26 protein-coding genes and 1 tRNA gene are annotated in these 23,530 nt (G+C 58.8%); 13 read left to right on the forward strand and 14 right to left on the reverse strand.

Translation table 11 applies throughout. The features are described from left to right. The first annotated feature begins 36 nt into the window (after window positions 1-36). Window positions 37-1,389 (forward strand): S41 family peptidase, encoded by a 1,353-nt coding sequence (locus SynPROS71_RS07995; protein ID WP_186594362.1) that lies wholly within the window; start codon window positions 37-39, stop codon window positions 1,387-1,389. Here SynPROS71_RS07995 and SynPROS71_RS08000 read toward each other — a convergent pair. The 4 genes from SynPROS71_RS08000 to mfd form a co-directional block, all read right to left on the reverse strand. Further along, window positions 1,380-1,874 (reverse strand): hypothetical protein, encoded by a 495-nt coding sequence (locus SynPROS71_RS08000; protein ID WP_186594364.1) that lies wholly within the window; start codon window positions 1,872-1,874, stop codon window positions 1,380-1,382. The genes SynPROS71_RS07995 and SynPROS71_RS08000 overlap by 10 nt on opposite strands. Window positions 1,875-1,916: 42 nt before the next feature. Beyond that, window positions 1,917-2,351: a hypothetical protein gene (locus tag SynPROS71_RS08005; RefSeq protein ID WP_255442055.1), complete on the reverse strand. Its 435-nt coding sequence runs from the start codon at window positions 2,349-2,351 to the stop codon at window positions 1,917-1,919. A gap of 169 nt (window positions 2,352-2,520) precedes the next feature. Beyond that, window positions 2,521-2,685, reverse strand: a complete 165-nt coding sequence (locus SynPROS71_RS08010; protein ID WP_186594368.1) for a hypothetical protein — start codon at window positions 2,683-2,685, stop codon at window positions 2,521-2,523. A 92-nt stretch (window positions 2,686-2,777) separates the two neighbouring features. Continuing rightward, window positions 2,778-6,320 (reverse strand): transcription-repair coupling factor, encoded by a 3,543-nt coding sequence (mfd, locus tag SynPROS71_RS08015; RefSeq protein WP_186594370.1) that lies wholly within the window; start codon window positions 6,318-6,320, stop codon window positions 2,778-2,780. 27 nt (window positions 6,321-6,347) lie between these two features. Between mfd and SynPROS71_RS08020 the strand changes: the two genes are divergently transcribed. From SynPROS71_RS08020 to SynPROS71_RS08030, 3 genes are all read left to right on the forward strand, one after another. Beyond that, a complete protein-coding gene (locus tag SynPROS71_RS08020) occupies window positions 6,348-6,638 on the forward strand; it encodes a hypothetical protein (RefSeq protein WP_255442056.1) in 291 nt (96 codons plus the stop codon). 42 nt (window positions 6,639-6,680) lie between these two features. Beyond that, window positions 6,681-7,220 carry a YqhA family protein gene (locus SynPROS71_RS08025; protein WP_186594372.1) on the forward strand — a complete coding sequence of 180 codons (540 nt, stop codon included), beginning with the start codon at window positions 6,681-6,683 and terminating at the stop codon, window positions 7,218-7,220. A 114-nt stretch (window positions 7,221-7,334) separates the two neighbouring features. Beyond that, on the forward strand, window positions 7,335-8,192 hold the full coding sequence (locus SynPROS71_RS08030; RefSeq protein WP_186594374.1) for a sigma-70 family RNA polymerase sigma factor: 858 nt from the start codon (window positions 7,335-7,337) through the stop codon (window positions 8,190-8,192). On the opposite strand, the gene SynPROS71_RS08035 is transcribed toward SynPROS71_RS08030, so the two are convergent. Next, window positions 8,119-8,886, reverse strand: coding sequence for a DUF92 domain-containing protein (locus tag SynPROS71_RS08035; protein WP_186594376.1), 768 nt, complete (start codon window positions 8,884-8,886; stop codon window positions 8,119-8,121). The genes SynPROS71_RS08030 and SynPROS71_RS08035 overlap by 74 nt on opposite strands. 65 nt (window positions 8,887-8,951) lie before the next feature. Between SynPROS71_RS08035 and SynPROS71_RS08040 the strand changes: the two genes are divergently transcribed. After that, window positions 8,952-9,347 carry a hypothetical protein gene (locus SynPROS71_RS08040; RefSeq protein ID WP_255442057.1) on the forward strand — a complete coding sequence of 132 codons (396 nt, stop codon included), beginning with the start codon at window positions 8,952-8,954 and terminating at the stop codon, window positions 9,345-9,347. Window positions 9,348-9,367: 20 nt separating this feature from the next. Further along, complete coding sequence (locus SynPROS71_RS08045) at window positions 9,368-9,559, forward strand: hypothetical protein (protein WP_186594378.1); 192 nt, start codon at window positions 9,368-9,370, stop codon at window positions 9,557-9,559. On the opposite strand, the gene SynPROS71_RS08050 is transcribed toward SynPROS71_RS08045, so the two are convergent. Then, window positions 9,547-10,302 (reverse strand): 16S rRNA (uracil(1498)-N(3))-methyltransferase, encoded by a 756-nt coding sequence (locus SynPROS71_RS08050; RefSeq protein WP_186594380.1) that lies wholly within the window; start codon window positions 10,300-10,302, stop codon window positions 9,547-9,549. The genes SynPROS71_RS08045 and SynPROS71_RS08050 overlap by 13 nt on opposite strands. Window positions 10,303-10,308: 6 nt before the next feature. Further along, window positions 10,309-10,758, reverse strand: a complete 450-nt coding sequence (locus SynPROS71_RS08055; protein ID WP_186594381.1) for a DUF3531 family protein — start codon at window positions 10,756-10,758, stop codon at window positions 10,309-10,311. 91 nt (window positions 10,759-10,849) lie between these two features. Here SynPROS71_RS08055 and SynPROS71_RS08060 point away from each other — a divergent pair, with 91 nt between their 5' ends. Together SynPROS71_RS08060 and hslO are read left to right on the forward strand one after the other, a co-directional pair. Further along, a complete protein-coding gene (locus tag SynPROS71_RS08060; RefSeq protein WP_186594382.1) occupies window positions 10,850-11,482 on the forward strand; it encodes an ABC transporter ATP-binding protein in 633 nt (210 codons plus the stop codon). Between the two features lie 21 nt (window positions 11,483-11,503). Next, window positions 11,504-12,412, forward strand: coding sequence for an Hsp33 family molecular chaperone HslO (gene hslO / locus SynPROS71_RS08065; RefSeq protein ID WP_186594383.1), 909 nt, complete (start codon window positions 11,504-11,506; stop codon window positions 12,410-12,412). Here hslO and SynPROS71_RS08070 read toward each other — a convergent pair whose 3' ends face one another. From SynPROS71_RS08070 to SynPROS71_RS08090, 5 genes are all read right to left on the reverse strand, one after another. Next, window positions 12,413-13,102, reverse strand: a complete 690-nt coding sequence (locus tag SynPROS71_RS08070) for a CPP1-like family protein (RefSeq protein ID WP_186594384.1) — start codon at window positions 13,100-13,102, stop codon at window positions 12,413-12,415. A 76-nt stretch (window positions 13,103-13,178) separates the two neighbouring features. Beyond that, entirely contained in the window at window positions 13,179-13,400 is a 222-nt protein-coding gene (locus SynPROS71_RS08075; RefSeq protein ID WP_186594385.1) for a hypothetical protein, read from the reverse strand. A gap of 260 nt (window positions 13,401-13,660) precedes the next feature. Beyond that, window positions 13,661-15,298 carry a peptide chain release factor 3 gene (locus tag SynPROS71_RS08080; RefSeq protein WP_186594386.1) on the reverse strand — a complete coding sequence of 546 codons (1,638 nt, stop codon included), beginning with the start codon at window positions 15,296-15,298 and terminating at the stop codon, window positions 13,661-13,663. After that, complete coding sequence (locus tag SynPROS71_RS08085; protein WP_186594387.1) at window positions 15,295-16,008, reverse strand: trans-aconitate 2-methyltransferase; 714 nt, start codon at window positions 16,006-16,008, stop codon at window positions 15,295-15,297. The genes SynPROS71_RS08080 and SynPROS71_RS08085 overlap by 4 nt, the downstream gene beginning before the upstream one ends. Continuing rightward, the gene (locus SynPROS71_RS08090) at window positions 16,005-18,296 is read right to left on the reverse strand and encodes a mechanosensitive ion channel family protein (RefSeq protein ID WP_255442058.1); all 2,292 of its coding nucleotides are present in this window, start codon (window positions 18,294-18,296) and stop codon (window positions 16,005-16,007) included. The genes SynPROS71_RS08085 and SynPROS71_RS08090 overlap by 4 nt, the downstream gene beginning before the upstream one ends. 54 nt (window positions 18,297-18,350) lie before the next feature. Between SynPROS71_RS08090 and nrdJ the strand changes: the two genes are divergently transcribed. From nrdJ to SynPROS71_RS08110, 4 genes are all read left to right on the forward strand, one after another. Beyond that, window positions 18,351-20,687: a ribonucleoside-triphosphate reductase, adenosylcobalamin-dependent gene (gene nrdJ, locus SynPROS71_RS08095; protein WP_186594389.1), complete on the forward strand. Its 2,337-nt coding sequence runs from the start codon at window positions 18,351-18,353 to the stop codon at window positions 20,685-20,687. A gap of 71 nt (window positions 20,688-20,758) precedes the next feature. Beyond that, window positions 20,759-20,843, forward strand: a tRNA-Ser gene (locus tag SynPROS71_RS08100). A 25-nt stretch (window positions 20,844-20,868) separates the two neighbouring features. Next, a complete protein-coding gene (locus SynPROS71_RS08105) occupies window positions 20,869-21,012 on the forward strand; it encodes a hypothetical protein (RefSeq protein WP_186594390.1) in 144 nt (47 codons plus the stop codon). A gap of 245 nt (window positions 21,013-21,257) precedes the next feature. Next, window positions 21,258-21,560 (forward strand): DUF3104 domain-containing protein, encoded by a 303-nt coding sequence (locus SynPROS71_RS08110; RefSeq protein ID WP_186594391.1) that lies wholly within the window; start codon window positions 21,258-21,260, stop codon window positions 21,558-21,560. Between the two features lie 349 nt (window positions 21,561-21,909). Here the strand turns inward: SynPROS71_RS08110 and SynPROS71_RS08115 are convergent, their stop codons facing one another. After that, complete coding sequence (locus tag SynPROS71_RS08115; protein ID WP_186594392.1) at window positions 21,910-22,167, reverse strand: 2TM domain-containing protein; 258 nt, start codon at window positions 22,165-22,167, stop codon at window positions 21,910-21,912. A gap of 228 nt (window positions 22,168-22,395) precedes the next feature. Here SynPROS71_RS08115 and SynPROS71_RS08120 point away from each other — a divergent pair, with 228 nt between their 5' ends. After that, a complete protein-coding gene (locus tag SynPROS71_RS08120) occupies window positions 22,396-22,746 on the forward strand; it encodes a hypothetical protein (RefSeq protein ID WP_186594393.1) in 351 nt (116 codons plus the stop codon). Window positions 22,747-23,246: 500 nt separating this feature from the next. On the opposite strand, the gene SynPROS71_RS08125 is transcribed toward SynPROS71_RS08120, so the two are convergent. Further along, window positions 23,247-23,492: a hypothetical protein gene (locus tag SynPROS71_RS08125; RefSeq protein WP_186594394.1), complete on the reverse strand. Its 246-nt coding sequence runs from the start codon at window positions 23,490-23,492 to the stop codon at window positions 23,247-23,249. Between the last annotated feature and the right edge of the window lie 38 nt (window positions 23,493-23,530).

The following is a 23,530-nucleotide window of genomic DNA, read 5'->3' on the forward strand; positions in this document are numbered from 1 at the left end:
TGTCGTTACTCTGAGGAATCAGTCCTCTAGGACGTTATGCCCACCCCCCGCCTGAGCCCTGAGCATCCCCATCGCCAAGGCTTGCTGCTGATCCTTGGCGCCGGAGGCATCGCAGCCGCTGTGGCGATTGCAGCACCGGGACTGGGTCTTCCGAGTACAACGTCATCATCGATCACTGACAGCCCGAAGGAGGTGATCGATCAGGTTTGGCAAATCGTGTATCGCGATTACCTGGATTCCACTGGTAACTACTCTCCAGAACGGTGGACGACCCTGCGCCGTGACCTGCTGACCAAGAGTTACGCAGGCACGGATGAATCGTATGAAGCGATTCGGGGAATGCTGGCCAGCCTCGACGATCCCTACACGCGCTTTTTGGACCCGAAGGAGTTCAAACAGATGCAGATCGACACCTCCGGTGAACTCACCGGGGTGGGCATTCAAATCACGCTCGACAAAGACACCAAAGACATCGTGGTGGTGTCGCCGATCGAGGGAACTCCAGCATCGAAGGCTGGCGTGCAACCCAAGGACGTGATCGTTTCGATCGACGGGGAATCCACCAAGGGGATGACCACCGAAGACGCAGTGAAATTGATCCGCGGCCAGGAAGGCAGCGAAGTCACCCTTGGATTGCGCCGCAAAGGGGAAGTCGTCATTGTTCCCCTCAAACGGGCTCGCATTGAGATCAACGCCGTCGAGAGCCGGCTCAACTCCGGTTCAGATGGCACAAAGGTGGGATATATCCGCCTCAAGCAGTTCAATGCCAAAGCGTCTCGGGAGATGAGGGCTGCGATCCGAGACCTTGAAAAGCAAGGTGCCCAGGGCTTTGTCCTTGATCTGCGCAGCAATCCCGGCGGCCTCTTGGAAGCCAGCGTGGATATCGCTCGTCAATGGTTGGACGAAGGCACGATCGTCAGCACCAAAACACGCGACGGGATTCAAGACGTCCGTCGCGCCACCGGTAGTGCGGTCACGGACCGCCCCGTGGTGGTGCTCGTGAATGAGGGCTCCGCCAGTGCCAGTGAAATTCTCTCGGGTGCCCTTCAGGACAACAACCGAGCTGTGCTGGTCGGTCAGAAAACCTTCGGCAAGGGTTTGGTTCAGTCGGTCCGGGGACTCTCCGATGGTTCCGGACTCACCGTCACGATCGCCAAATACCTCACCCCAAAGGGTACGGACATTCACAAAAACGGGATTCGCCCCGATGTGCCAGTCGAACTGAGCGAAGAGGAAATTCAATCGCTCACCGTCGAACAGCTGGGAACAGGGAAGGACAGTCAGTACAGAGCTGCAGAAACCACGCTGATCAAGGCTCTCCGCTCGCCCGGTCAGGGCCAGGCCTATCAACCGGGCAGCGCCAATCTGCAGTCAGCCCTTCAGCGATAGGGATAAAGACCGAATCCTTCCTGTTCACTGCGACTGCCGCCGAAACGCGGCCGTTCGCTGACTGGAACAACGGCTGAATAAGGAGAGGTTGGCGTTGTTTCTTGAATCCGGGTCACCATCGCCGCACACCCACCAGCGGCGCTGATGGCCTGATCAACCCGAGCGATGGGAATGCGCCGTCCCCACTGGCTATCCCATCCCCAGGCATCACCCTGACGGCTGAGCATGGTGAGCGCCTGGTTCCGGCTGAGCTGACCTTCACGCAACAGGCAGGTCACTGTGGCCAAGGAGGCCAGTTGGAGTGAGGAGGTTTGACCAGCGGGGGGCATGGCAGGTCCGGAGCGGCGAGGCCCAAGCACCGGTGCCACAGGAACACCCACGCCGACTGGGAAGCCACCAACGGGCATGCCCATGGGCATGCCGCTTCCACCGTTAGCGAATTGACCGAGTGCGGCCATGGCAAGTTGCATGAGAAGTGAATTCATGGGATTTGAGGAAAAAGAAAGGGGTCTGTTGGCTCCAAGCCTCTAGACGCGAACCTGCGATCCGCAGTACCGGTCAAACAGCTGAAGAACCTGCTGAGGGGGAAGCTTCGCTGTGTACCGAGCCTCCAGCTCTGCCAGTTGCTGCTCCCTGGGATAGGCACGCATGGAACGGATCTCGGCGGGATGATTGCGCACGAGAGCGGCCGCCATCGATCGGTGATGCCGCTGGTCGGTGATTGGCCCACCAGCGCACTGCTGCATGCGATGGGTGGCTTCATGGGCCAGGGTGTCCCAGACCTGAGCAGGGGTCTGATGGGATCGGCACACCACGAGGGTGTCACTTCTGGGGTGATACAGGCCCTGCAAACCGCGACGAGAACAATCCTGCTGAACAACACGCACACCAGCGCGACTCAGTCTTCCCCGCAGGGCATCGATGGCATCCCAGGACGTCGCGCGAGCGGGCAGAACACTCATCAAGACAACGACAGAGACACCGCCCAACAGAAGGGCTTGACACCTTGATGGCATGAAGAGGGACCTCAACAAGGGACTCATCCACCATCGGACGGCGCATTAAAAAAACCATCACCCAACTGGGTGATGGTTTTGACGAGATATGACTGACTCAGAAAGACGTTACGGCTTAAGCAATGGGTTGCATCAAGCCGCCACCAGGGCTGGAGTCATCGTCGTCGTTTTGAGAATCATCTTGCCAAAGGGCATAGACACCAAGAGCAGCAGCTCCGACGAGGCTGGATAGCAGGCCGAAGGAGCCTACGGAACTGATCGGATCGACGAATTCGCCCATGGTTCCCAGAATCTGAAAATCACTGTAACGAAGAATTGCGCAATGTGTCGGAAGCTTCTCATTTTCCTGGCCGCATGAGCGCCCCCTAAGGCTCAGACGCTCAGAACAGCCTCGTTTTGAGCTTTCTGCTGCTGCTCTCGCTGCTCGGCGGTCAATCCGTCAGCATCAGGGATCTGAGCCACCATCTGCTCCAGCCAGCCCTTGAGCTCGTCGAGCTGCTTGTCCATCGGCAGAACCCCCAGCCCCCGCGCCAGCACCTTGGCCGAAGCACCTGTTCCGGCCTGGTACACCAAGCGGCCGTGTAGGTGTTGGGGCAAGCCCTGACGGAGCAACCTGAAGGCAGGCTCTTCCATCGGCGTCTCCAGAGCAATGTTCGGCTTCTCAGGACGGATGCGGGAAAAACCGCAGCGCTTGGCCAGAAGCTTCAGATTCATCAGTTGCAGCAATGACTGAACCGGTCCTGGCAGTGCTCCATAACGATCGGCCCAGAGAGCAGCCAGCTCCACGAGTTCATCACCGCTGAGGCATTCCGCCGCAGCGCGATACGCAGCCATCTTCTCGTCAGCATCCGTAATCCAATCCGCAGGAATGAAGGCCGTGACCTGCAGATCCACCTGGGTGTCATCCACTGAAGGAATGTCTTGCCCTTGAATCTCCGCCAGAGACTCCTGCAACATCTCCATGTAGAGATCGAAGCCGATCGCTTCCATTTGCCCGCTCTGTTCAACACCGAGCAGGTTGCCGACGCCGCGAATCTCCATATCGCGCATGGCCAGCTGATAACCACTTCCCAACTGGGCGAATTCCTGAATCGCCCTCAGACGCTGACGCGCTGCCTCACTCAAGGAGGCATTACCGGGATAAAACAACCAGGCATGGGCCTGAATGCCACTTCGGCCGACACGTCCACGCAACTGATACAGCTGGGCGAGTCCGAAACGATGCGCATCCTCGATGAGAATCGTGTTCACCCGTGGAATGTCGAGTCCGCTTTCCACGATCGTGGTGCAAAGCATCACATCGGCTTCACCACCGTTAAAAGCCACCATGGCACTTTCAAGCTCACCCTCGGCCATCTGGCCGTGCGCCACCAACAGCTTCAGCCCAGGAAGCATCTGACGCAACTGACCAGCGACGTCCTCAATCCCTTCCACCCGAGGCACCACGTAGAACACCTGCCCGCCCCGATCCAGTTCCTGACGGATCGCGCTGCGAATCGCCTCGTCATCGAGTGCAGCGAGATGGGTCTTGATCGGACGCCGCAACGGAGGCGGTGTGGTGATCAGGCTCATCTCCCTTACACCGGAAAGACTCATGTAAAGCGTTCGCGGAATCGGTGTTGCTGACAGCGTGAGAACGTCGACGTCCTTGCGTAGAGCTTTGATCTTTTCCTTCTGGTTCACCCCGAAGCGCTGCTCCTCATCCACCACAAGCAAGCCGAGCTTGTCGAACGCCGTGCTTTTGCTGAGCAACTGATGGGTGCCGACCACAGCATCGATGGTGCCTTTTTTCAATCCCTCGAGGATTGACTTGCGCTCACCAGCGGTGCGGAACCGGTTCAACAAGGCCACCTTGATCGGATAAGGGGCAAAACGTTCAGAGAGGGTGCGCCAGTGCTGCTGGGCCAGCACCGTCGTTGGGGCGAGCATGGCCACCTGACGCCCTGCAGTGATGGCCTTGAAGATCGCCCGGATCGCCACCTCGGTCTTGCCAAAGCCCACATCACCACACACCAGCCGGTCCATCGGTTGGGACTTCTCCATGTCCCTCTTCACCTCTGCCGTTGCTTTGAGCTGGTCGGGTGTGGGTTCGTAGGGGAACGATTCCTCAAGCTCGCTCTGCCAGGGACCATCAACAGGAAAGGCGAACCCCGGCGCTTGATGACGCTCGGCGTAGAGCTTCACCAGATCGAGCGCCACTTTGCGAAGGGCCTTGCTGGCCCGTTCCTTGGCTTTCACCCAGGCCGTACCGCCCATCTTGCTCAGCTGAGGCGGAGCATCGCTGTTGGCCCGGTATCGGCCCAGACTTCCCAGCTGGTCTGCGGCCACCCGCAGGATGCCATCGGCGTACTGCACAACGAGGTAGTCGCGCACCTCACCGCTGATGGCCAGTTTCTCAAGTTTTTGAAAACGACCGATGCCGTGGTTGCGATGCACCACGAAATCGCCGGGGCGCATCTTGTTGGGATCCACCGTTCGACTGGCCGCCTTCCGGCGCCGACGCACATATCCCGTGCTGGTGAGTGTCTGCTGCCCAAAGAATTCGCGATCAGTGATCAGAACCACGCGCCAGGCGGGCAGCTGCAGCCCCTCAAGATCCGCGGCACCACGGGTTTTTAGAGCCACCGGTGTGCTCTGCTCGACCAGGCGTTCAATGGCTGCGGCATCAGCTGCATTAGGAACGAAACGACTGACACAGTCGTGTTCTTCAAGCAGGGCGACGGCACGACTCGGCTGGGCTGATAGCAGCCAGACCGCTTGCTTCTCCTGCTGGTAACCCTTGATCAGCTCACCGAGCTTGCCGAACTGATTGGGATACGCCGGCACCGGCCGGCTGTTGAGATCAAACGCATTGGGGTGGTCGTCGCGCTCCTGGAGCTCCGCCAAATCGAAACCGTGGAAGGCAGCAGCCGAAGCCATGGCCTGATCGATCGGGCGGTGAAGCCTTGGCAATGGCAGGCCGAGATCGCCGTGGTGCTCTTCGGCGTGGTCAAACCATTGCTCGCCATGGGAACGTCCATGGCGGCGTTCATCAATGGCAACGCAGCATGCTGCAGGGAGATAATCGAGAAGAGACGCGGGCTCCTGCCAAGCCAGCCCGAGCAACCGACGCATCCCTTCAGGGGTGCCACCCTCGAGAAGCTCATTGAGAGCCTGCTCACTCAGAAGCTGATCCAGGCCATCGGGCATCGACTCACGCAGGGCTTCAGCGATGAGGGGGCTGAAACCGGTCGGGGTCAGCCGCAGGCTGTCGATCGGATCAAGGGATCGCTGGCTGGCGGGGTCGAACTCCCTGAGTTTGTCGAGTTCATCGCCGAAGAACTCAAGCCGCACCGGCAGCTCACTGCTCACCGGAAACACGTCAACGATGTCTCCGCGCCGACTCCAGGTGCCTTCCTGGTCGATCGTCGACACCCGCTCATAACCCAGTTGGCTGAGAGAGACGGCCAACGCCTCCAGGTCGAGGGTGTCGCCTTTGCGCAGGGTGCGGCAGCGGTCAGCGAGAACCTGCGGTGGCGGTAGGTGGGGCTGAAGGCAGCGCTCTGTGGCCACGATCGCCAGGTCGCGGCTCTGCCCCTCCACCTGCAATTCGCTGAGCACCTGCAACTGCCCCCAGGTGATTTCACTGGTGGGATCGAAGGGTTCGTAGGGAGAGCCTTCACTGGTGGGATAGAGCTGGGCACTACGCCACCCCATCAGCTCAAGCAGCGCGGTCCAGCGACCGGCCTCCTCCAGCGTGGGCACCACCACCAGCAGGGGCCGGTCTTGATGGCGGGCCATGGCACTGGCCACCAAAGCGCGTGCAACACGACCAGCACCACGCAGCAACAAGCGATCAGAGCGCTCGATCCGCTCACACAGCTCACCACTCAGCGCCGATGTCTGCAGCAGACGCACCAAGGAGCTGAGGGGCATGGCGTGACCACAAGCGGCAACGCATGATTGTCGCAATCCACTGCACGCCTGCGTGCGCTGCCACCGGTTTCGCTTCCTATGCCCCGCTACCGATGCCCTGAATGCTGTTGCGGTCCTGCGATCGTCCTGCATCCACCGAAGGGATCGGTTCCGGTTTGTGCGCGCTGTCGCACCGTGATGGAGCGCCAACCGCTGGTACGGCCCGGTCCTCTGCTGGTGTTGCTCACGGTTGGCTCCGCCTTGATCGCGATCTCCATCCCCGCCCTGCTCACCCCGACCCCGCCACGCCGACCGCCGGCGTCCCAGACCACAACCTGACGGCCGGTTGGCTGCTAAGGAAGACCGAGAGATCAGGGGACCATGGGTGACAACCTCAAATCCATCCGCAAACCGCGGGTGGAGCGTCGCTTCGAGAACGCGATCTGGAGATTTCGCCTGATCACGCTCATTCCTGTGGTGATGAGCCTGATAGGCAGCATCAGTTGCTTCGTGCTCGGCACCTACGAAGAGCTCGTTGTGCTCTCGAAGGTGTTACAGGGCCGATTCACCTACGCCAACAGCACGCTGTTAATCGGCAAGGTTGTGGGTGGAATTGATTTTTACCTAATCGGCATTGCCCTGCTGATTTTCGGCTACGGCATCTATGAGCTGATTATTTCCGACATCGATGTTCGCCAGCAGGACAACTCCCAGGAACGGCGCAATCTCCTCAACATCGAATCCCTTGATGGGCTGAAGCAGAAACTCACCAAGGTGATCATCGTTGCCCTGATCGTCACCGCTTTCAAGCTGATGGTGAGCTTCGAGGTGAAAACCATCACCGAACTCCTGCAGTACTGCGCAGGGGTGCTGATGCTGGCCTTCAGTGCCTATTTGATCGGTCGCACGGGCAAGCACTGAAACGGGATCTGGGTTTGCATCCCCCGCAAGGGTGAAGCGCGTTCATCCCCAGGGGGGAGGCATCCAAAGGCACAGGCAGCGGACGGTGAAAAGGTTCCAACGCCATGCCCGCGAATGACCTCCACCCCCGCACCAACCCCGCCCTGCCACCGGCTCGAACGTCTCCAGCGCCGAGAGCAGCACCGCCCAATTCCTGAGTCGATTCAAAAGCGCAATGGACTGGTGTTGCAACACCTGGGGCTAGCTCACCATGCCGCCAATCAACAGTTGCCCAGGGGCGGTGGCGAGTACGACGACCTCTGCCAGGAAGCTCGTCTCGGACTCGTGAAAAGTTTGGACCACTTCGATCCCTCCCGAGGCCATCGAGTGAGCAGCTACGCGATTCCAAAAGCAACAGGACAGATCCTCCATTACAGGCGTGATCGCTTGCACACCCTGAGGATTCCCTGGCGGATCAAGGATCTGCACAGCCGTGGCATGCGCCTGCAGGAGCAGCGCCTGCAGGCAGGCCAGGCACCCTTCAGCGATCCAGATCTTGCCGCCGCTCTGGGAGTGACCCCTCGCCGCTGGCAGCAGGCCAAGAGCGCCCATCAAGATCAACGCCTGGTGTCGCTGAACGCACCGATCTCAAGGGGAGATCGAGCAGACGCAACAGATGCAGGCGAACGGATCGACCAGCTTTCCTGCATAGGGAGCGAGGCGCAGGACCCACAACAACGTTGGTTGCATGAGGCTCTCCAAGCCCTGGATCCCGATCATCGCCGCTGGCTCAAGTCGCACTGGATCGATGGGGTTCCCCTCGGAAAGCTGGCTGAGAGAGAACGGATGGATCGACGAACCCTCTCGAAAATCCTGCGGGACACACTGCAGGACCTGCGCTGCAGGGCTGAATTGGCCATCAAGGCATCATCCCCAGAAGTACTGCCGCAGCCATCGCCAGCAGCGCCGCCCAGGCCGTCTGCAACCCATTGACCAATTCATTGCTGAGCCAGGGCCATCGGCCCTGGCCGGTGGCCCCCAGGAGACTCTCAAGCAGCGTGGACACCAATCCCACAACCGCCACCAGCACAACGGACGATGCCGAAGTGAGCAGACCCAGCTGTGCCATCACCAGGGTCATCAACAAACTTCCAACAGCACTGGCAAGGGTTCCCTCCACACTCACAGCCCCCTCAGTGCCGGCCGGAACCGGCCGCAATGTGGTGATCAGCAGGGTGGTGCGCCCCCAGCGCTTACCGATTTCACTGCCGAACGTATCGGCGAGCTTGGCCGCGAAACTGGCGGCAAAGCCGATCAGCAAGAAACGCTCTGATCCCAGTCCAGCTGCAACAAGCATCGCCAGCACCAGACCAGTGAAGGCTGAACCCCAGACATTTTCAGGACCACGTCGTCCCCCCCGGGCCTCGGCAAGGCCCAGATCTCGCTTGCGCGCAAATCCCAGCTTGGTGACCAGTGAGCCCAAGACCAGATAGGCCACCACAGCGAGCCAGCCGCGCCAACCCAAGGATCCCCACAGCACGGTGCCAAGCAATCCCGCATGACACCACCCGGCGCGCGTCAGCACCGGAAAGCGCTGCGCCAAGCTGATCAGAACACCGTTGACCGCCAACGCCGTCAACCAGAGCATGGGCTGCTGGGTTGGCAAATCTGGCGAAGGGAAGACCATGGCATGTGTTGCACTGCCCTAAGCATCAACGCTGAAGGCTTCGCTTGCGCGGATAATCACCAGTGGTGTCACTCCGGATCCGCATGGTGCTGCTGCGCAAGGGTTTTTTTCTCGAGCTCGATACGGAGAAGGCGGCTGGAAGTCCGAAGCTCCAGCTCGGCACGGTGAGAGTCGTGTCCGAATCCCCCGAGGAATCGGTCGCAACGGTCAGCGCAGAAGCACCAGTTGCTGGAGGCGGTCAGATGCCGTCCACCAGCACCGATTCAAAACCCTCAGTCACCACCGCCGAGGCCATCGCCGCGGAACTGGCTGCGGCTGAAGCATCCCGTCCTGCCGTTGAGTACGTCACCTTTGCTCCGGAAGCTCTGCAGCCCGGCACCAGAATTCGCCCTGGCAAGCGCAAGCCCGGACGCAATCTCTCCAATTTCCGCTCGATGGCTTCCGAGCTGTTCAAGAGCTGAGTCAGGCCTAATCACCGGAGATGACGTTGAAAACCAAGCGAGCAACTGGCTTATTGAGCTGGATCGGTCTCAGTGATCGTGCCAATCCCGAGGAGACCAGGCCCAGGTCGACTCGCGAGCAACCGCTAACGAGCGCGCGCATCGCCCGGCTGCGCCGGATGGGGGTCAAGGGGCGCCAACTCATGGATGCTTACAAGCGTCAGGTGCGCTGAAGCTCGCGTCTCCAACTGCAGAGCGCAGTGGCTGCAGCCACTGCGGCCGTTGAGCTGCGCAGGATCGTGCCGCCAAGACCAACACCACACCAGCCAGCCTCGGCAGCGGATTCTCGCTCTGCGCTGGTCCAACCACCTTCAGGCCCGATCGTGATCCAGCAGCCTCCAGGCAAGCACTTCTGAGCCGCCAACACAGTTGACAGATCAGAACACGCTTGATCACGGGTCACCGCGATCAAGCGAAGGTTCTCTGCTGAAAGGGTGCCCCACCAATCGTCTGTGGACAAAATAGGCAAGAGCTCAGGAGCCCAGAGACGTTCACACTGCTCAACCGCCTCGCGCAGGATCACCCCCCAGCGATCAGGCCTGTACTCCGCCTGCGGTACACAGCGTTGGGCCTGAAGAGGTTGCAAGCGATCCACCCCCAGCTCGCAGGCCATGCGCATCACCTCATCCATGCCGCGGCGCATCACAGACACGGCCAGCCCCAACGGTGGTTGGGGTGCGGCAATGGCCTCAGGCAGCACGCCGAGATCACTGTCCAGCGCGAGATCCCCCTCGGTCGTGAGTCGAGTGCTGAACAACTGGCCGCAACCATTGACGACGTGCACCTCAGCACCGGGCCGCAGGCGGAGCACCCGCTTGAGATAACGCGCCTCCGAAGCGGTGAGCCCGATGCGGCTCAACGCCTGAGCACCGCGCAGCCTGGCGGGGTCGATCAGCAGCCGCCGTCGTTCAGCCACTGCTGCTCAAGTCATTCCGGGAAAAATGCTGTCCGGATGGTCTTCAACCGGCCAATCCTCATTCACGCCTCCAATCAAGAGTTCCTCGATCTGCACCAGATCGGAATCGAGTTGACGCAAGGCGTTGATCAGCACATCAAGGCAAAACCCATCACTCGTTCCAAGATCAACCCAGCAACGAGCCCAATCCTGCTCGTACTCGAGTTGACCCATGTTGTGCATCAACGCCGGCATCACTGAGGTGGACTCCTCATTGTCGTAACTCATCCAACTGAGCTCATCACCTTCCTCGTGCACCTGCATGGATTCCGCATTGAATCCTCCGAGCCTCCCCAACACATACCAGCTATCAAAGATGCCATCGACGTAGTTGCGCTCACCCTGACTAGGAATTTCGCTGAAGCGCAGCCAGAGCCAGCAGTTGAAGGGATCAACCTCTCGGAAGCGAACGTGCATGGCCTTCAGGTGACCCCCGCATCATCGCTGGCTTCTGGCGGATCGACCATGCTGGGTTTGCCTTGTTAAGGGATGCAGCGCGTTTTCGGAAATGCTGGAACTCACCGATATCCACTACAAACCGGCAACTTCAGGAAGAACCATTCTCGAAGGAGTGTCCCTGACTGCACAACAGGGCAGTCCCCTGCTGATTTCAGGAGAAAGCGGCAGTGGGAAAACCAGCTTGCTGGAGATCATCAGCGGCATGGTCGGAGCCCAATCGGGCACGATCAACTGGAAGGGAACACCTCTGAATCAACGCCAGCGACGCTGGCTTTGTGGTGTCGTTTTCCAATTCCCTGAACGCCACTTCCTGGGACTGAGCGTGAGCCAGGAACTGAAACTGGGTCACCGCCGACTGAGTGGTGACAACCAGATTGAGGCCCTCAGCCAGGTTGGACTGCACGGGGTTGACAGCCGACAGGCTCCGGAGCGTCTCAGTGGAGGGCAACAACGACGGCTGGCCTTGGCCGTGCAACTCCTGAGGAAACCGGAGGTCTTGCTCCTCGATGAACCCACCGCGGGCCTGGACTGGTCGGTTCGTGGTGAGGTGCTGGATCTGCTCTTCAACCTGTCCAAACAGCATGTTCTGGTCGTGGTAACCCATGAACCCGAGCTGTTCCTGAGCTGGAACTGCGAGCAAAGGCAGCTGCGCAACGGCCATCTGCTCCCTCTGTCACCATGACCGCTGCGATGCAGGGAGGCCATGGCTGATCAGCTGGTGCGGGCGACCGCAGCGGGGGGAGGAATCCGGCTTGTCGCCGTGACAACCGGCGACACAACCCGGTATGCCCAGGCTCGTCACGGGCTGTCCTACCTGACCACTGTGATGCTTGGTCGGGCCATGAGTGCAGGGCTGCTTCTGGCCAGTTCCATGAAGGTGAGCCACGGAAGGGTCAATCTCCGGCTGGGGTCGGATGGGCCCATTCGAGGGCTTTCGGTGGACGCCGGTCGGGATGGACGGGTGCGTGGCTATGTGGGCAATCCAGGGCTGGAACTCGATCCAGTTCTGACAACCAACGGCCAGGCCAGTTTTGATTTCACAACGGCCGCAGGAACGGGATATCTGCACGTCGTGCGAGATGAAGGGAAGGGTGAACCCTTCAGCAGCACGGTGGAGCTGGTGAGCGGCTGCATTGGTGAGGATGTGGCGTCGTATCTCCTGCACTCCGAACAGACGCCATCCGCCGTGTTCGTGGGTGAGACCATCAACAGTGACGGTTTGCAGAGCAGCGGTGGACTGCTGGTGCAGGTTCTCCCGAAAGCCGCGGAAGAGCCTGCCTTGGTGGCCCTACTCGAAGAACGCTGCCGTGAGATTCAGGATTTCAGCGATCAGCTCAACCGTTGCGCTGATCATCCTGAGCAATTAATCCAACAGGTTTTTCCCGATTTGGATCCGCAACCGATTCCAAGCGGCGAACCGATGCAACCGGTGGCATTCCACTGCCCTTGCAGCAGAGAGCGCAGCCTTGGAGCACTCACTCTGCTCGGCCATCACGAGCTCGCCGACATGCTGCAAACCGATCGAGGCGCAGAGCTCACCTGTCACTTCTGCAGCGAGGTGTACAAAGTGGATGAGGTTGAGCTTGAGGCGCTGATCAAGACCCTGGCTTGATCAGGCCAACAGAAGCGTTCCCGCGAGGAGAAGCAGCAGGGCAGGCAGTGCTTGCAGCTGTTCAACAGTGAAAGGAAGACCCGAACCAGCCACCGCAACGCTGAGCAACGCTCCCACCACCAGCCCCAGGATCAGCAGCAAGACACTCCACCCCAGGGAACTGAGGGGAGGGCGTCCACGCCGGATCTGACTGATGAACAACCCGATCGTTCCCAAAGCAAGGAGCAGTTCGATCGTCTGCGCTGCAAACAGCAACAGCAGCAGGGCGAGAGCGCCAAGGGAGAGGCGAACCACAAGACCCTGACCTTCAACAAGCGTGAGATCCGGCACCATCGCCGATCCTTTGAAAGAAGGAGCGGGGAGCGAAAGATTGCGAAAACGGGTCAGCAAAGCCGCTGGTCCATTGGCGGCTTGCACAACGCTTCCCTCGCCTTGCTGCCGCTCGACGCGCGATGCAGTCGCTGCCTCCGCGCTCAGTCGGCCGGACTGACGATCGCGAAGACGATCCATCAGGACGGCGTCGTAAGCGGCCTCGACCTTCGCGCGGGCTACAGCATCGTCTCCGCAGGTCTTGAGGACGCGATCACGGGCCCGTTGAACCTCATCAAAACTGGCATCGGATCGGATTTGCAGCTGCTGATAAGGATCCTGTCCGTCGGTGTCGTCACCGGGTTTCAGCCCTGCTGCCATCGGTGGTCTCTCTGCTCCGATCAGGCTATCGAGGAACACGAGCAGGCGAGTCGATCAACCGCCATCAAACGACGATTCAGAACAGGGGAGGGCCATGGCGAAACCCTTGCTGACGCTCAAAACGATGACGACATCCTGGAACGTCTGCACTGAGAAGCATCTGGCGATGCTTGATCAACGGCATCTGCGGTGGCAGGTGATAGCCCTCGAGCACCTCCACGCGATCTCTGCAATCACGGAAGCAAACGTAGTCCGTTCCTCCGTCATCACAGGGCCGAAGTAGCCAGAGGGTGTCCAAACCACACCGCACAAGAGATTGCAGTCTGGCGACTTGAATCTGCTGCCGTGAGGACCATCCGGGGATACGGACAGCCGCACCTGACACAAGTAAAGGGTGGGTTAAGACTGAATGCAGACGACTAGAGGTTGTGATGCAAACCCTCACTCGCACCCCATCCACGCTTCAAAGCCAGCCATTGGTGTTTGAACCAGGCACTTGGCCCGAGGCTGCTGCCCACGACATCAGGACCTGGCTGCAGGCCCTGATCCACGTTTGGTTCAGAGGCTGATCGGCTCGACGCCACTCACGACAGGAGCAACCGTGCTCAGCTCAAGAGCCGGGTGCTCCTCACTCAGCTGATTGAGGTTCCACTGATTCTTGAACAACAACACCGGGCGGTTCCAGGCGTCGCGAACGGTTTTGCAGTTGAAGATCCGACCAACCTTCTCCAGCGCTGGCCATCCTCCATTCACCCAACGGGCCACCTGGTACCCAAGAGGTTCAAGCCTGGTCTCAACGCCGTATTCATTCTCCAAACGGTGCTGCACCACCTCAAGCTGCAGCTGACCAACCGCCGCCAGGATCGGATCGCGCTTGCTCTCGTCGGTGTCATAAAGGATCTGAACAGCGCCCTCCTCCCTCAGCTCATTCACCCCTTTGCGGAAGTTTTTGAAGGCTGAGGGATTTGGATTGCGCAGCCAGCTGAAAATTTCAGGACTGAAACAGGGAATACCCTCGTACTCAACCTTGGGCCCCACATACAGGGTGTCCCCTATCGAAAACATGCCTGGATTGTTAAGGCCGATCACGTCCCCGGGATAGGCGTCCTCCACCACAGCACGATCCTGACCGAAGAGCTTCTGGGGCCTGGAGAGACGGATGGAGCGGCCGGTTCGCGCATGGCGAACGGTCATGTCCTTTTCAAACCTGCCGCTGCACACCCGCACGAATGCCACACGGTCGCGATGGCGTGGATCCATGTTGGCCTGAAGCTTGAATACGAAGCCACTGAAATCTGGGCTCAGAGGATCAACAGGCCCGTCATGACCGAGACGCGCCACCGGTTTTTGCGCCATCTCCAGAAAGGCATTGAGGAACGGACGCACACCGAAATTGGTCATGGCAGACCCGAAGAACACCGGCGTGAGCTCACCGGCATGCACGAGCTCCAGGTCGAGCTCCGCTCCGGCAGCGTCCAAAAGTTCCATCTCCTCAACCGCCTGATCCAGGAGGTCGGACTCCACGAGCTCCAGAAGTTCTGGATCGTCCAGAGACAGATGACGTTCTTCTGACTGCTTTCCCCGTTCAGCGCGGCTGAACAACACCACCTCACGGGTTCTCCGATCGATCACGCCACGAAACTGTTCGCCACTGCCGATCGGCCAGTTCACAGCCCAGGGAGTCAGTTCAAGCTCTGCTTCGATTTCATCAAGAAGCGCCAGAGGCTCACGCCCCGGACGATCCATCTTGTTGATGAAGGTGAAGATCGGAATCTGCCGCATCCGACAGACCTCGAAAAGCTTGCGCGTCTGAGGCTCAAGACCCTTGGCCGCATCTTCAAGCATCACGGCATTGTCAGCCGCCGCCAGGGTCCGGTAGGTGTCCTCTGAAAAATCCTGGTGTCCCGGTGTATCGAGAAGATTGATGGTGTTGCCGGTGTAATCGAACTGCAACACCGTTGAGGTGATCGAGATTCCCCGCTGCTTTTCCAACTCCATCCAGTCGGAGGTCACCTTGCGCTGCTCTCCCCGGGCCTTCACAGCTCCCGCCTGCTGAATAGCACCGCCGTACAGGAGCAGTTTTTCCGTCAGGGTGGTTTTGCCGGCGTCTGGATGGGAAATGATCGCGAAATTTCTGCGACGGGCCACCGCCTCCAGAAGTTCCTTGCCGTCTTGTGGACCTGATTCCGTGCTCATGCGCTGGGCTGATCAAGACCAGACTGACAGCCCGTGATCCAGCCACTGATTTCGAGATAACGATCCTCCAGTTCTCGAACCTGAAGGTGATCGAGTTGGGCATCCCGCAGTTGCGCTTTGACCTCTTCAACCGTGAACGCGGCCTGAAGCGAAGCCCTGTAGTCCCTCTGGAGCACCTCCGGAGCATCCGCCACATAGCGGTCACAGAGCTGATCCACGGCCATCAGCGTGGATGGACGCCTCAAATCGCGATGCAGAACCAGGCAATGATTGCCTGCAAGTGGTCGAAGGCAACTCCAAAGTTTCTGCGGATCATGCAGATGGTGCAGAAGGCTGTTGCTCACGATCAGAGCCGCCCCAGAGTTCAGACCATGCCAGGGAAGCGGAGCCACGACGTAACGGAGCCGCTCGCGAGCGATGCCGGCCCGACGACGGCTTGACTCCGCCGTCTCGATCATCTGAGAGGCGGCATCCACTCCCACCACCGCACAGGTTGGCCAGTGCCTAGCCAGTCGCTCACTGATGTTTCCCGGACCGCACCCCAGATCAACCAAGCAATCCCCAGGCGCGAATCGACGCCCCGAATCGAACAGCAGCTGGTCGATGCACTCCACCAGAGCCTGGTCGCTGGATTCAAAGTCCGCTGCCGCATAGGCCTGCACCTGTTGCGGTTCGTTCATGAGCTCCGGCTCAGGCGTGCGCGGGATCATGGCGTCGAGTCGGTGGAATGCAGTTCGAGAGTCTGGGTGGGGAAGGGAATCTCAATGCCGTTGGCGGCCAGGATGGCGAGGATGCGGCGGTTGAGACGGTGCATGCTGTCTTCGAAATCGTCATGCAGATCGTGCGTGGACGAGATTTCGAGCTCATGGTCGTAGCTGAAGGCCGAAATGCGCACGAGCCGGCACGCTTCGTAGTTCAGCTGTGGATCTTCAGCCACCACGGAACGCAACAGCTCTGGAATTCGCTGTAGCTGCTCGGAGGTGGTGCTGTAAGCGACACCCACCACGATTTCCGAGAGATCAACCCGCTCGAGCAACTCCTCGAGGGCAAGCATCAAGGTTTCCCGTACGCGCAAGAAGGCTTCCCAACCATGCAGCTCCACCATCACGAACACGATCAGTTCGTTGGTGCCATCGTCGGCGGGGCCGAGGCTCACCACTGGCTGATGCAATGCAGCTAGCAGACCCTGAAATGACGACCGCTGAAGCAACTTGCGGGCCTGCCGCAACAGCTCCTCGAGTTGATAAGGCGACAGAGGATCACGGATGGGGAGGCGCACCTCCAGCCCCTGCGTCGGCGGACGATCCCGGCTGAGTCCTCTGCGGGAGAAGTTGATGATGGTGGCTTCATCTGCCACCGAATTTGGGATGGTGACGCGACTCTCCAGGGTCTGCAGCTCCATGGACCGCAAACCGATTTTTGTCACGAACCCGAGCTTGCCTCCCACCTCGCAAAATTCACCAACGCGCAGTGGCCTGTCCGTTTGAATCGAGAGTCCAGCGAACAGATTGCCCAGCAGTTTGGAAGCACCCAAACCGATGGCCAAACCGGGCACGGCCGAGAAGGCGAGAACCGTGCTGGAGGGAAGCCCGAGCAGGAGTAGGAGGCGGTAGATCAGCACCACGGAGACCAACATGCCAACGGCGCGACTGATGGGCATGACCAGGCTGTTGATCCTGCGAAGCCGGATGGGTGAATCACTCCCCCGCCAGCGGGACAATGTTTCTGCACCGCTCCGGCCGAAGGCCTCAAAGAGGAAAAACACCAGAACACTGGCGGCCAGATACCAGATCACATAAAACGAATAAATGACCACCACCAGTGGAAAACCGGTGAAATTGAGGATGTTATCGATCAGCTCTTCGATGAAATAGGTCAGAGGCAACAACGGGAGAATGATGAACACCCGTTTCCACGCCAACTCATCCCTGCTGTAGAGCTCAAGATCCTCGTTCTTGTTCAATGAATCACCCCGGTAGGTGTTGATCAGCAGGCTCATGAGCCACAACGCCAGTAATCCATACAGGCCAATAAAAACCGCGGCACTGAAAACCTGAAACAGGGTCTGGTCACCGATGGGCCACTCGAGAACCCGGCGCCACTGCAGTGGCAGCGCCAGATACCAGTCGGGGGGAATGAGATAGCCAGGGGTGTAGATGAAATCCGAATAGAACCTCGGCGTGGCGAAGGGTTGCGCGATCACGGGAATATCGCGGATCTCGTCGTACATCTCGCGAGCGGACGCCACCGTTGCGGCGGAGAAATAGAAACTCTCGTTTTCAGGATCCCGCTCAAGGTCAGAGGTCAGGGTGATGGCCGTGCCCGGGATCCGCCAGGATTCCGTCGGGGTCGACCGCAAGTCGTTGCGCTGTTTCATTCCTGCCACATCAGGAATCTCAATGGGCTGGCGACTGTGGGAAAACACGTAATCCAGCACATGCTTGAGCTGAATCGCCGCCTCATCAGACATATCGGAGCGCACGCTCTCAGGAAAAGCACTGGCATCCAGCGCTTTCACCGCCAGGTTGAACAGCAGATCAGTGTCGTCAATCTGCTCCTGTCTCGCCGAACCTCCACGACGACTTGAGTCAGGGGCCTGCCCGAGTCGGTCGGCCCGTTGCCCCACCTCAGCCATCACGGCATAGAAATTCAAAAGAGTGGATCGAGGGCTATCCCCAACCACCTGGTCCAACACCACATCGCTCCAGTCATCGGCATCGCGCTGGAGCTGGGGATAAAAGGGCTGCTGCTCGATCGGAATCAACTGATCTCCCGCAGGCATCGTTCCAGACAGCGCTCCAGGAGCCTGAGGCCGCCCCAGAACCGGCGACAGGCCCAGCAAACAAGACAGGCAGACCATCAGCAAAAAGCGCCCCGGCCGTGAAGACAAGCCAGCGGGAATGCGCAGTTGCTTCGGCATCGAGCAGTAGCAGAGACGACGCCAATGCTGCCAAGGCCGACGCCACCCCGCCCCGAACACTGCGGGTGGTGCCGTCACCCCCTTGCTGCCCCCATTGCTGGCGTTAGGGTGCGGGCACTGACCCCAACTCCTGTGACCCTGACTCCAAGCCGCAGCGTCAGCTCGGACACCAAAACAACGCTGTCTGGGAATGGCGATTTCCCAGCGACTGCCCCCGCCGCCAATCCCGTTTTTTATCGGACCTACAGCCGTCGCAGCAGCGTGGGCCGGGAAAGCTGGACGCAGGTCGGCGCACGCAACCTTGGTGGACTGGAGAAGCTCGGCAGCCTCACGTCCGAGGAAATGGAGTTGATGGCTCGGATGCAGGCCGAGAAGAAAGCGCTCCCATCCGGACGTTGGCTGTGGATCGGCGGCACACCTTGGATCGAGCAACAAGAAAACTTTTCAGGCGCCTACAACTGCACATCCACCAATCTCGTGGACTGGGAAGCCTTCGGCCTGATGATGGACCTGGCCATGATGGGCTGTGGCACTGGCGCCATCATTGAGCCCCATCTGATCAACCGTCTGCCGGTGGTCAGCAACCCGATCGAAATCCTCAACGTCTCCGACATCGGCGTCACCCCCGCAGGTCAGCGCCAAGAGCACACCAGCCACACCATCAACGAGGACCTTGTCTCTATCAAGGTTGGTGACACCCGTCGCGGCTGGGTCGACAGCTACCAACTACTCCTGGAACTCAGCAGTGATCAACGGTTTGCAGGAAAAACCGTCAAGGTTGAAGTGGATTTGTCCGATGTCCGTCCAGTCGGCGAAACCCTCAAGGGTTTCGGCGGAATGGCCAATCCGGTGAAGCTCAAGGACCTGTACGGGAGGGTTGCTCGGCTTCTCGGCAAAGCGGTCGGCCGCAAACTCACCTCTGTTGAGTGCTGCTTGCTCATCGATGAAGCCGCTGTCACCATCGTCGCCGGCAACATTCGCCGCAGCGCTGGCATGCGTCAGTTCGCCTCCAACGACTCCAGCGCAGCCGGTGCCAAGGACAATCTCTGGCAACAGGATGACGACGGCAACTGGCGCATCGATCCGGAACGGGACGCCTTGCGCATGGCCAATCACACCCGGGTTTACCACACGCGTCCCACACGCGAGGTGTTGCTGGAGGCTGTGACGCGCCAATTCCACAGTGGCGAGGGTGCCATTCAGTTCGCACCTGAGGCGATCGCACGCTCAAACGCCGATCTCCTCAACACACCGGAACTGCGCCGGGAGTTCATCGAGATCTATTGCGATCAAGGCCGGGACGAGGCCGGCCGCTGGCTCGATCTTCACCACGGGCCCATGGATGCTGCCGAACTGGAGCATCGCCTTGGCCGATACGGTCTCAATCCATGCGGCGAAATTCTCGGTGCCGATTTCCACTGCAACCTGGCGGAGATCCACCTCAACCAAATCGACCCAAGCGATGACGAAGGCCAGCGCGATGCCTTCCGCGCAGGTGCGCTGTCAGTGGCCTGTCTCCTGAACCATCAGTTCGAAGTGGAGCGCTACCGCCAGAGCCGTGCCTGGGATCCGATTGTGGGCGTGAGCTTCACCGGCTTGTTCGACTTCTTTGTGCATGCCTTCGGCACCCCCTGGCTGCAGTGGTGGGAAGCCGGACGCCCCAACACCGAAGAAGGTCAGGACTTCAAACGCCGTGAAGCCGAGTATCTGACCCGCTGGAAAGCCACGGTGAATGAGGCCGTTTGGGAGTACTGCGACCGCCATGGCCTGCGTCGCCCCAATCGCTGCACAACCGTGCAACCCGCAGGCACCAAGAGCCTGCTCACCGGTGCAGCACCCGGCTGGCACCCCCCCAAGGCCCAGCGCTTCATCCGCCGGATCACCTTCCGCAAGAACGACCCCGTGGCCATGGCTTGCATGGACTACGGCTACACCGTGGTGCCTTCTCAGTCTGACAAAGATGATCAGGGCCGCCTGCTGGATGATCCCTTCGATCCCCGCTGCACCGAATGGTTGGTGGAGATCCCAACTGAAGTGAGCTGGGCCAATCTTCCCGGTGCCGATGCTGTGGACATCAACGCGTTCTCAGCCATGGCGCAGTTCGACTTCTACATGCAGGTTCAAACGCACTACACCGCGCACAACACCTCAGCCACCATCGAGTTCCGTGAGCACGAGATCGAAACTCTCACCGATGCTCTCCACAAGACCATCGAAAACGGCGACGGCTATATCTCAGCAGCTCTGCTGGCCCGTTTCGACGCCAATGCCACGTTCCCTCGGCTCCCCTTCGAGCCCATTGATGCCGACACCTATGAACGCATGCAGAACGAGGTCATTCAGCGCCGCGTGAGCTCGGACTTCTTCGAAGCCCTGCAGCGTTACGACATGGGTGAGATCAGCGAGGCGGGTCCTGCCGGCTGCGATTCCGACAAGTGTCTGCTGCCGCTGGCCAAGCCGAACTCCTGAGCACTCCGGAGGAGTCCCTGCAAAGGGACTCCTTTAAGATGGACACTCAATCCTCTGTGAGGGTTGCGTCGGGAGAGGTGGTCGAGTGGTTGATGGCTCTGGTCTTGAAAACCAGCGATGTGAAAGCATCCGTGGGTTCGAATCCCACCCTCTCCGTTCTTTTTTACAGAGCAATCAAGCCATGACCGTGAACCGACTGGTACTGGCTTTAGGATCGATCATTGGGCTGATCGCGATCGTGGCCTGGATTGGTGAACTCGATGTGGTGTTATACGACTCAGTACCGAAAGAACAGCCCAGCAAAACTCAACAACAAGACCAATAAGTTTCTCCAAATCACGCAATCAAGTTCCTCGATCCAGTGAAATTTCGACGTCGCAATTAAACGAAACTGGGTGAATTAAATTACCTGACCCTATCTTTATAGGCAACTTGATTGGCCTTGAGAGTCACGATATCGACAATCTCGAGTTTGCTTGGCCTGATCGATCGTCATCGCCACCGAGTCGGTCGGCAGGCTGACCAACAAAAGCCCCTCCTCGCTAGCGTAAGTACATCTGTACCAGCGCAATGCCCGAAGAGTGCTCCCCGCTCCCAAAGCTGCCTGACCCTGAGCACCGTCCAATCTTCCTTGGTTTAAAGCCAGGCATGACCGTGATCGTCAGACATGACTCCCTGCTAGGAGAAGCGCAAGACAAAGACTGGTGGATGGGACTTGTGCTCCACTGCAACGGAGGAGCGAGGGATCCAAGCATTTATACGCTGTTCCAAATCGCTGATGTGGACACGGGTGTTGTCCGTTGGGTCAACGCTGATCTGGTCACCCATGTGTTGCCGAAAGGCCTGAATGGGCAAAGGGGGGCTGCTGCCTGAGTACTGTTGGGGCTTGCCTCTGGAGGGCAAGACGGACAAGACCCCACAACCCCTACTGGACGCCTTGGATCACCTATGCCTGCAAGTTGAAGACGACCCGGACGTTCAGAGGAATTTCTATATCGCTAACACTCCAGAACAAATTGTTCGACTATCGGTTGAGCTGGGTATTCTGATTGAGGCTGAAGACTTCCGGGCCTTACTAAGAAGCGGCAGTACGGAACGTTGGATTTTGCGTGGGGGTGACCAAACCAATCCCATCACCCATTTAAAACGAGTGTTTCACGTTTGAATCCTCAAGAAAAGCGTCTATTGATTCGCTGATTTAGCCGTGGGGCCGTGGCATCCTTCAGGAGCGCTCGATCTCCCGAGAAATCTCCTCCTCGCTGAACTCCCGATCAGGGTGACTGATACTCCATCCCTGGATCAGCAAAGAAATACCCCAAAAGGCGATCGGATAAATCGGCCAGAAGGATCCGCGACCACTGCCCAACCAAACGAGAACAAGGATGGCATTAACAATGAAATAAAGACGCAACTGCTGATTCAGACTGCGCTTTCGTCGCAGCGCCTGCAGAGCGCGCTGGCGAACCACCTCATCAACCATCGAGACTCCATAGCCGTCTATGCATAGTGGTAGCAATACAAAGCAAAATCGACCGACGATCGCAACGGCAAGGCTGAACCGTCTCCTCGACACCATTGCTTGGAGCATCACCTGCCCAACGCCTGATCCAACCAGCTGGAGTCAAGCCCTGCAACCCAGATGGGGGTTTTGCATCCTTGCAATGATGGGGACGCCTCTAGGGATGGCCTTCACGCACGCAAATCTCACATGAAACTCTTCAACTTCATACCTGCTGCTGTTATTGGTGCAGCACTAGTCACTTCGAATCCAGCCGAAGCAAGACCACATCTCTACACAGGTGTTTTTGGCTATGGAGGAAACGTGGAAGAGTGCATCAGAGGGGCAAAGGCCTTGCTCAATGCGAATGGATTCAACAAATCACTTGAAGTTGACAAAAAAAAGAGAATGGCATACGTAACGGCTTACCATAACGACGATTTCATGGTGGTAGAAATTGGATGTGACCAAAAACTAGGCGTGACCTATCTCGCAATCTCAGGACTGGACAATGAAACAACCTACAAAACCTATACTAAGCTTTACACGTCTGAATGGTAGTCGCCACCGTTCAGGAAGCCTGAAACCTTAGAGCCAAAAGCGATACAAGATCCGCAAGGCAAATCAGAGGGCGCTGTTGTCGTCATCCATCTCCTAGCAAGCATTCAAATCCCATCCAATTGGCGGGGTTCTCTATTCGCTTGCAGACAAAGCAAGCTGCTGCCAGAAGCAGGGTTGAGATCCAACTCACTCCCTGATCACCCCACAAGAGAAACTCAATGCTTCCGAGAAAGTTTTACGAATAACGCTTCACTAACTCAAAAAGACAATCTAGATAAAATCATTAGCAGCCAAAGTCAATCAGCGTGCCATCTGTTGCATCAACGATGGATTCAAAATCCGTGGTCCTGAGGAGAAGATGCCTGCAGTGGCGAAGCAGCGAAGGCCGCATTGAAGGGTGTCAAGCCCAAGAAACCAGCAAAAAGGATGGAAATGATTCGTACCACTACTCAAATCCTCACCACTCCCCGAAACTTAGACACACTTCCTCAACACGTCGTTTAACGCCCAATCGTGATCGGCGCCTCCTTGTTTTTCCACCACACCCAGTCACGAATGGGCGGAGTGTTGCTCAACTGCTCACGCGTCAGGCCGAGTCCAAGCTTCTGGGACGCCCCCAAGAGAACATCAAGCATTTCCTCACCGTCACGGCAGCGTGCCAGGGCCTCGTTTGTTTTTTTCGCTCCATCAAGAGCCTGAACCAACAAGGCGACCCGACGGACCACCGGAAGCGAACGAGGATCCATAACGCGTTACGAAAGCCGCCCACCGTAACCACCTTCGC

The organism is Synechococcus sp. PROS-7-1, assembly GCF_014279795.1.
Lineage (GTDB): Bacteria > Cyanobacteriota > Cyanobacteriia > PCC-6307 > Cyanobiaceae > Synechococcus_C.

Coding starts and splice junctions, on each gene's coding strand:
- SynPROS71_RS08025 (WP_186594372.1), top strand. CDS start 6,681: ATGGGTGACAACCTCAAATCCATCCGCAAACCGCGGGTGGAGCGTCGC.
- SynPROS71_RS08000 (WP_186594364.1), bottom strand. CDS start 1,874: ATGAATTCACTTCTCATGCAACTTGCCATGGCCGCACTCGGTCAATTC.
- SynPROS71_RS08105 (WP_186594390.1), top strand. CDS start 20,869: ATGACCGTGAACCGACTGGTACTGGCTTTAGGATCGATCATTGGGCTG.
- SynPROS71_RS08055 (WP_186594381.1), bottom strand. CDS start 10,758: ATGCACGTTCGCTTCCGAGAGGTTGATCCCTTCAACTGCTGGCTCTGG.
- SynPROS71_RS08045 (WP_186594378.1), top strand. CDS start 9,368: ATGACGTTGAAAACCAAGCGAGCAACTGGCTTATTGAGCTGGATCGGT.
- SynPROS71_RS08115 (WP_186594392.1), bottom strand. CDS start 22,167: ATGGTTGATGAGGTGGTTCGCCAGCGCGCTCTGCAGGCGCTGCGACGA.
- SynPROS71_RS08085 (WP_186594387.1), bottom strand. CDS start 16,008: ATGATCCCGCGCACGCCTGAGCCGGAGCTCATGAACGAACCGCAACAG.
- SynPROS71_RS08110 (WP_186594391.1), top strand. CDS start 21,258: ATGCCCGAAGAGTGCTCCCCGCTCCCAAAGCTGCCTGACCCTGAGCAC.
- SynPROS71_RS08035 (WP_186594376.1), bottom strand. CDS start 8,886: ATGGTCTTCCCTTCGCCAGATTTGCCAACCCAGCAGCCCATGCTCTGG.
- SynPROS71_RS08080 (WP_186594386.1), bottom strand. CDS start 15,298: ATGAGCACGGAATCAGGTCCACAAGACGGCAAGGAACTTCTGGAGGCG.
- SynPROS71_RS08125 (WP_186594394.1), bottom strand. CDS start 23,492: ATGGATCCTCGTTCGCTTCCGGTGGTCCGTCGGGTCGCCTTGTTGGTT.
- SynPROS71_RS08030 (WP_186594374.1), top strand. CDS start 7,335: ATGACCTCCACCCCCGCACCAACCCCGCCCTGCCACCGGCTCGAACGT.
- hslO (WP_186594383.1), top strand. CDS start 11,504: ATGGCTGATCAGCTGGTGCGGGCGACCGCAGCGGGGGGAGGAATCCGG.
- SynPROS71_RS08010 (WP_186594368.1), bottom strand. CDS start 2,685: ATGGGCGAATTCGTCGATCCGATCAGTTCCGTAGGCTCCTTCGGCCTG.
- SynPROS71_RS08005 (WP_255442055.1), bottom strand. CDS start 2,351: ATGAGTGTTCTGCCCGCTCGCGCGACGTCCTGGGATGCCATCGATGCC.
- mfd (WP_186594370.1), bottom strand. CDS start 6,320: ATGCCCCTCAGCTCCTTGGTGCGTCTGCTGCAGACATCGGCGCTGAGT.
- SynPROS71_RS08060 (WP_186594382.1), top strand. CDS start 10,850: ATGCTGGAACTCACCGATATCCACTACAAACCGGCAACTTCAGGAAGA.
- SynPROS71_RS07995 (WP_186594362.1), top strand. CDS start 37: ATGCCCACCCCCCGCCTGAGCCCTGAGCATCCCCATCGCCAAGGCTTG.
- SynPROS71_RS08120 (WP_186594393.1), top strand. CDS start 22,396: ATGAAACTCTTCAACTTCATACCTGCTGCTGTTATTGGTGCAGCACTA.
- SynPROS71_RS08070 (WP_186594384.1), bottom strand. CDS start 13,102: ATGGCAGCAGGGCTGAAACCCGGTGACGACACCGACGGACAGGATCCT.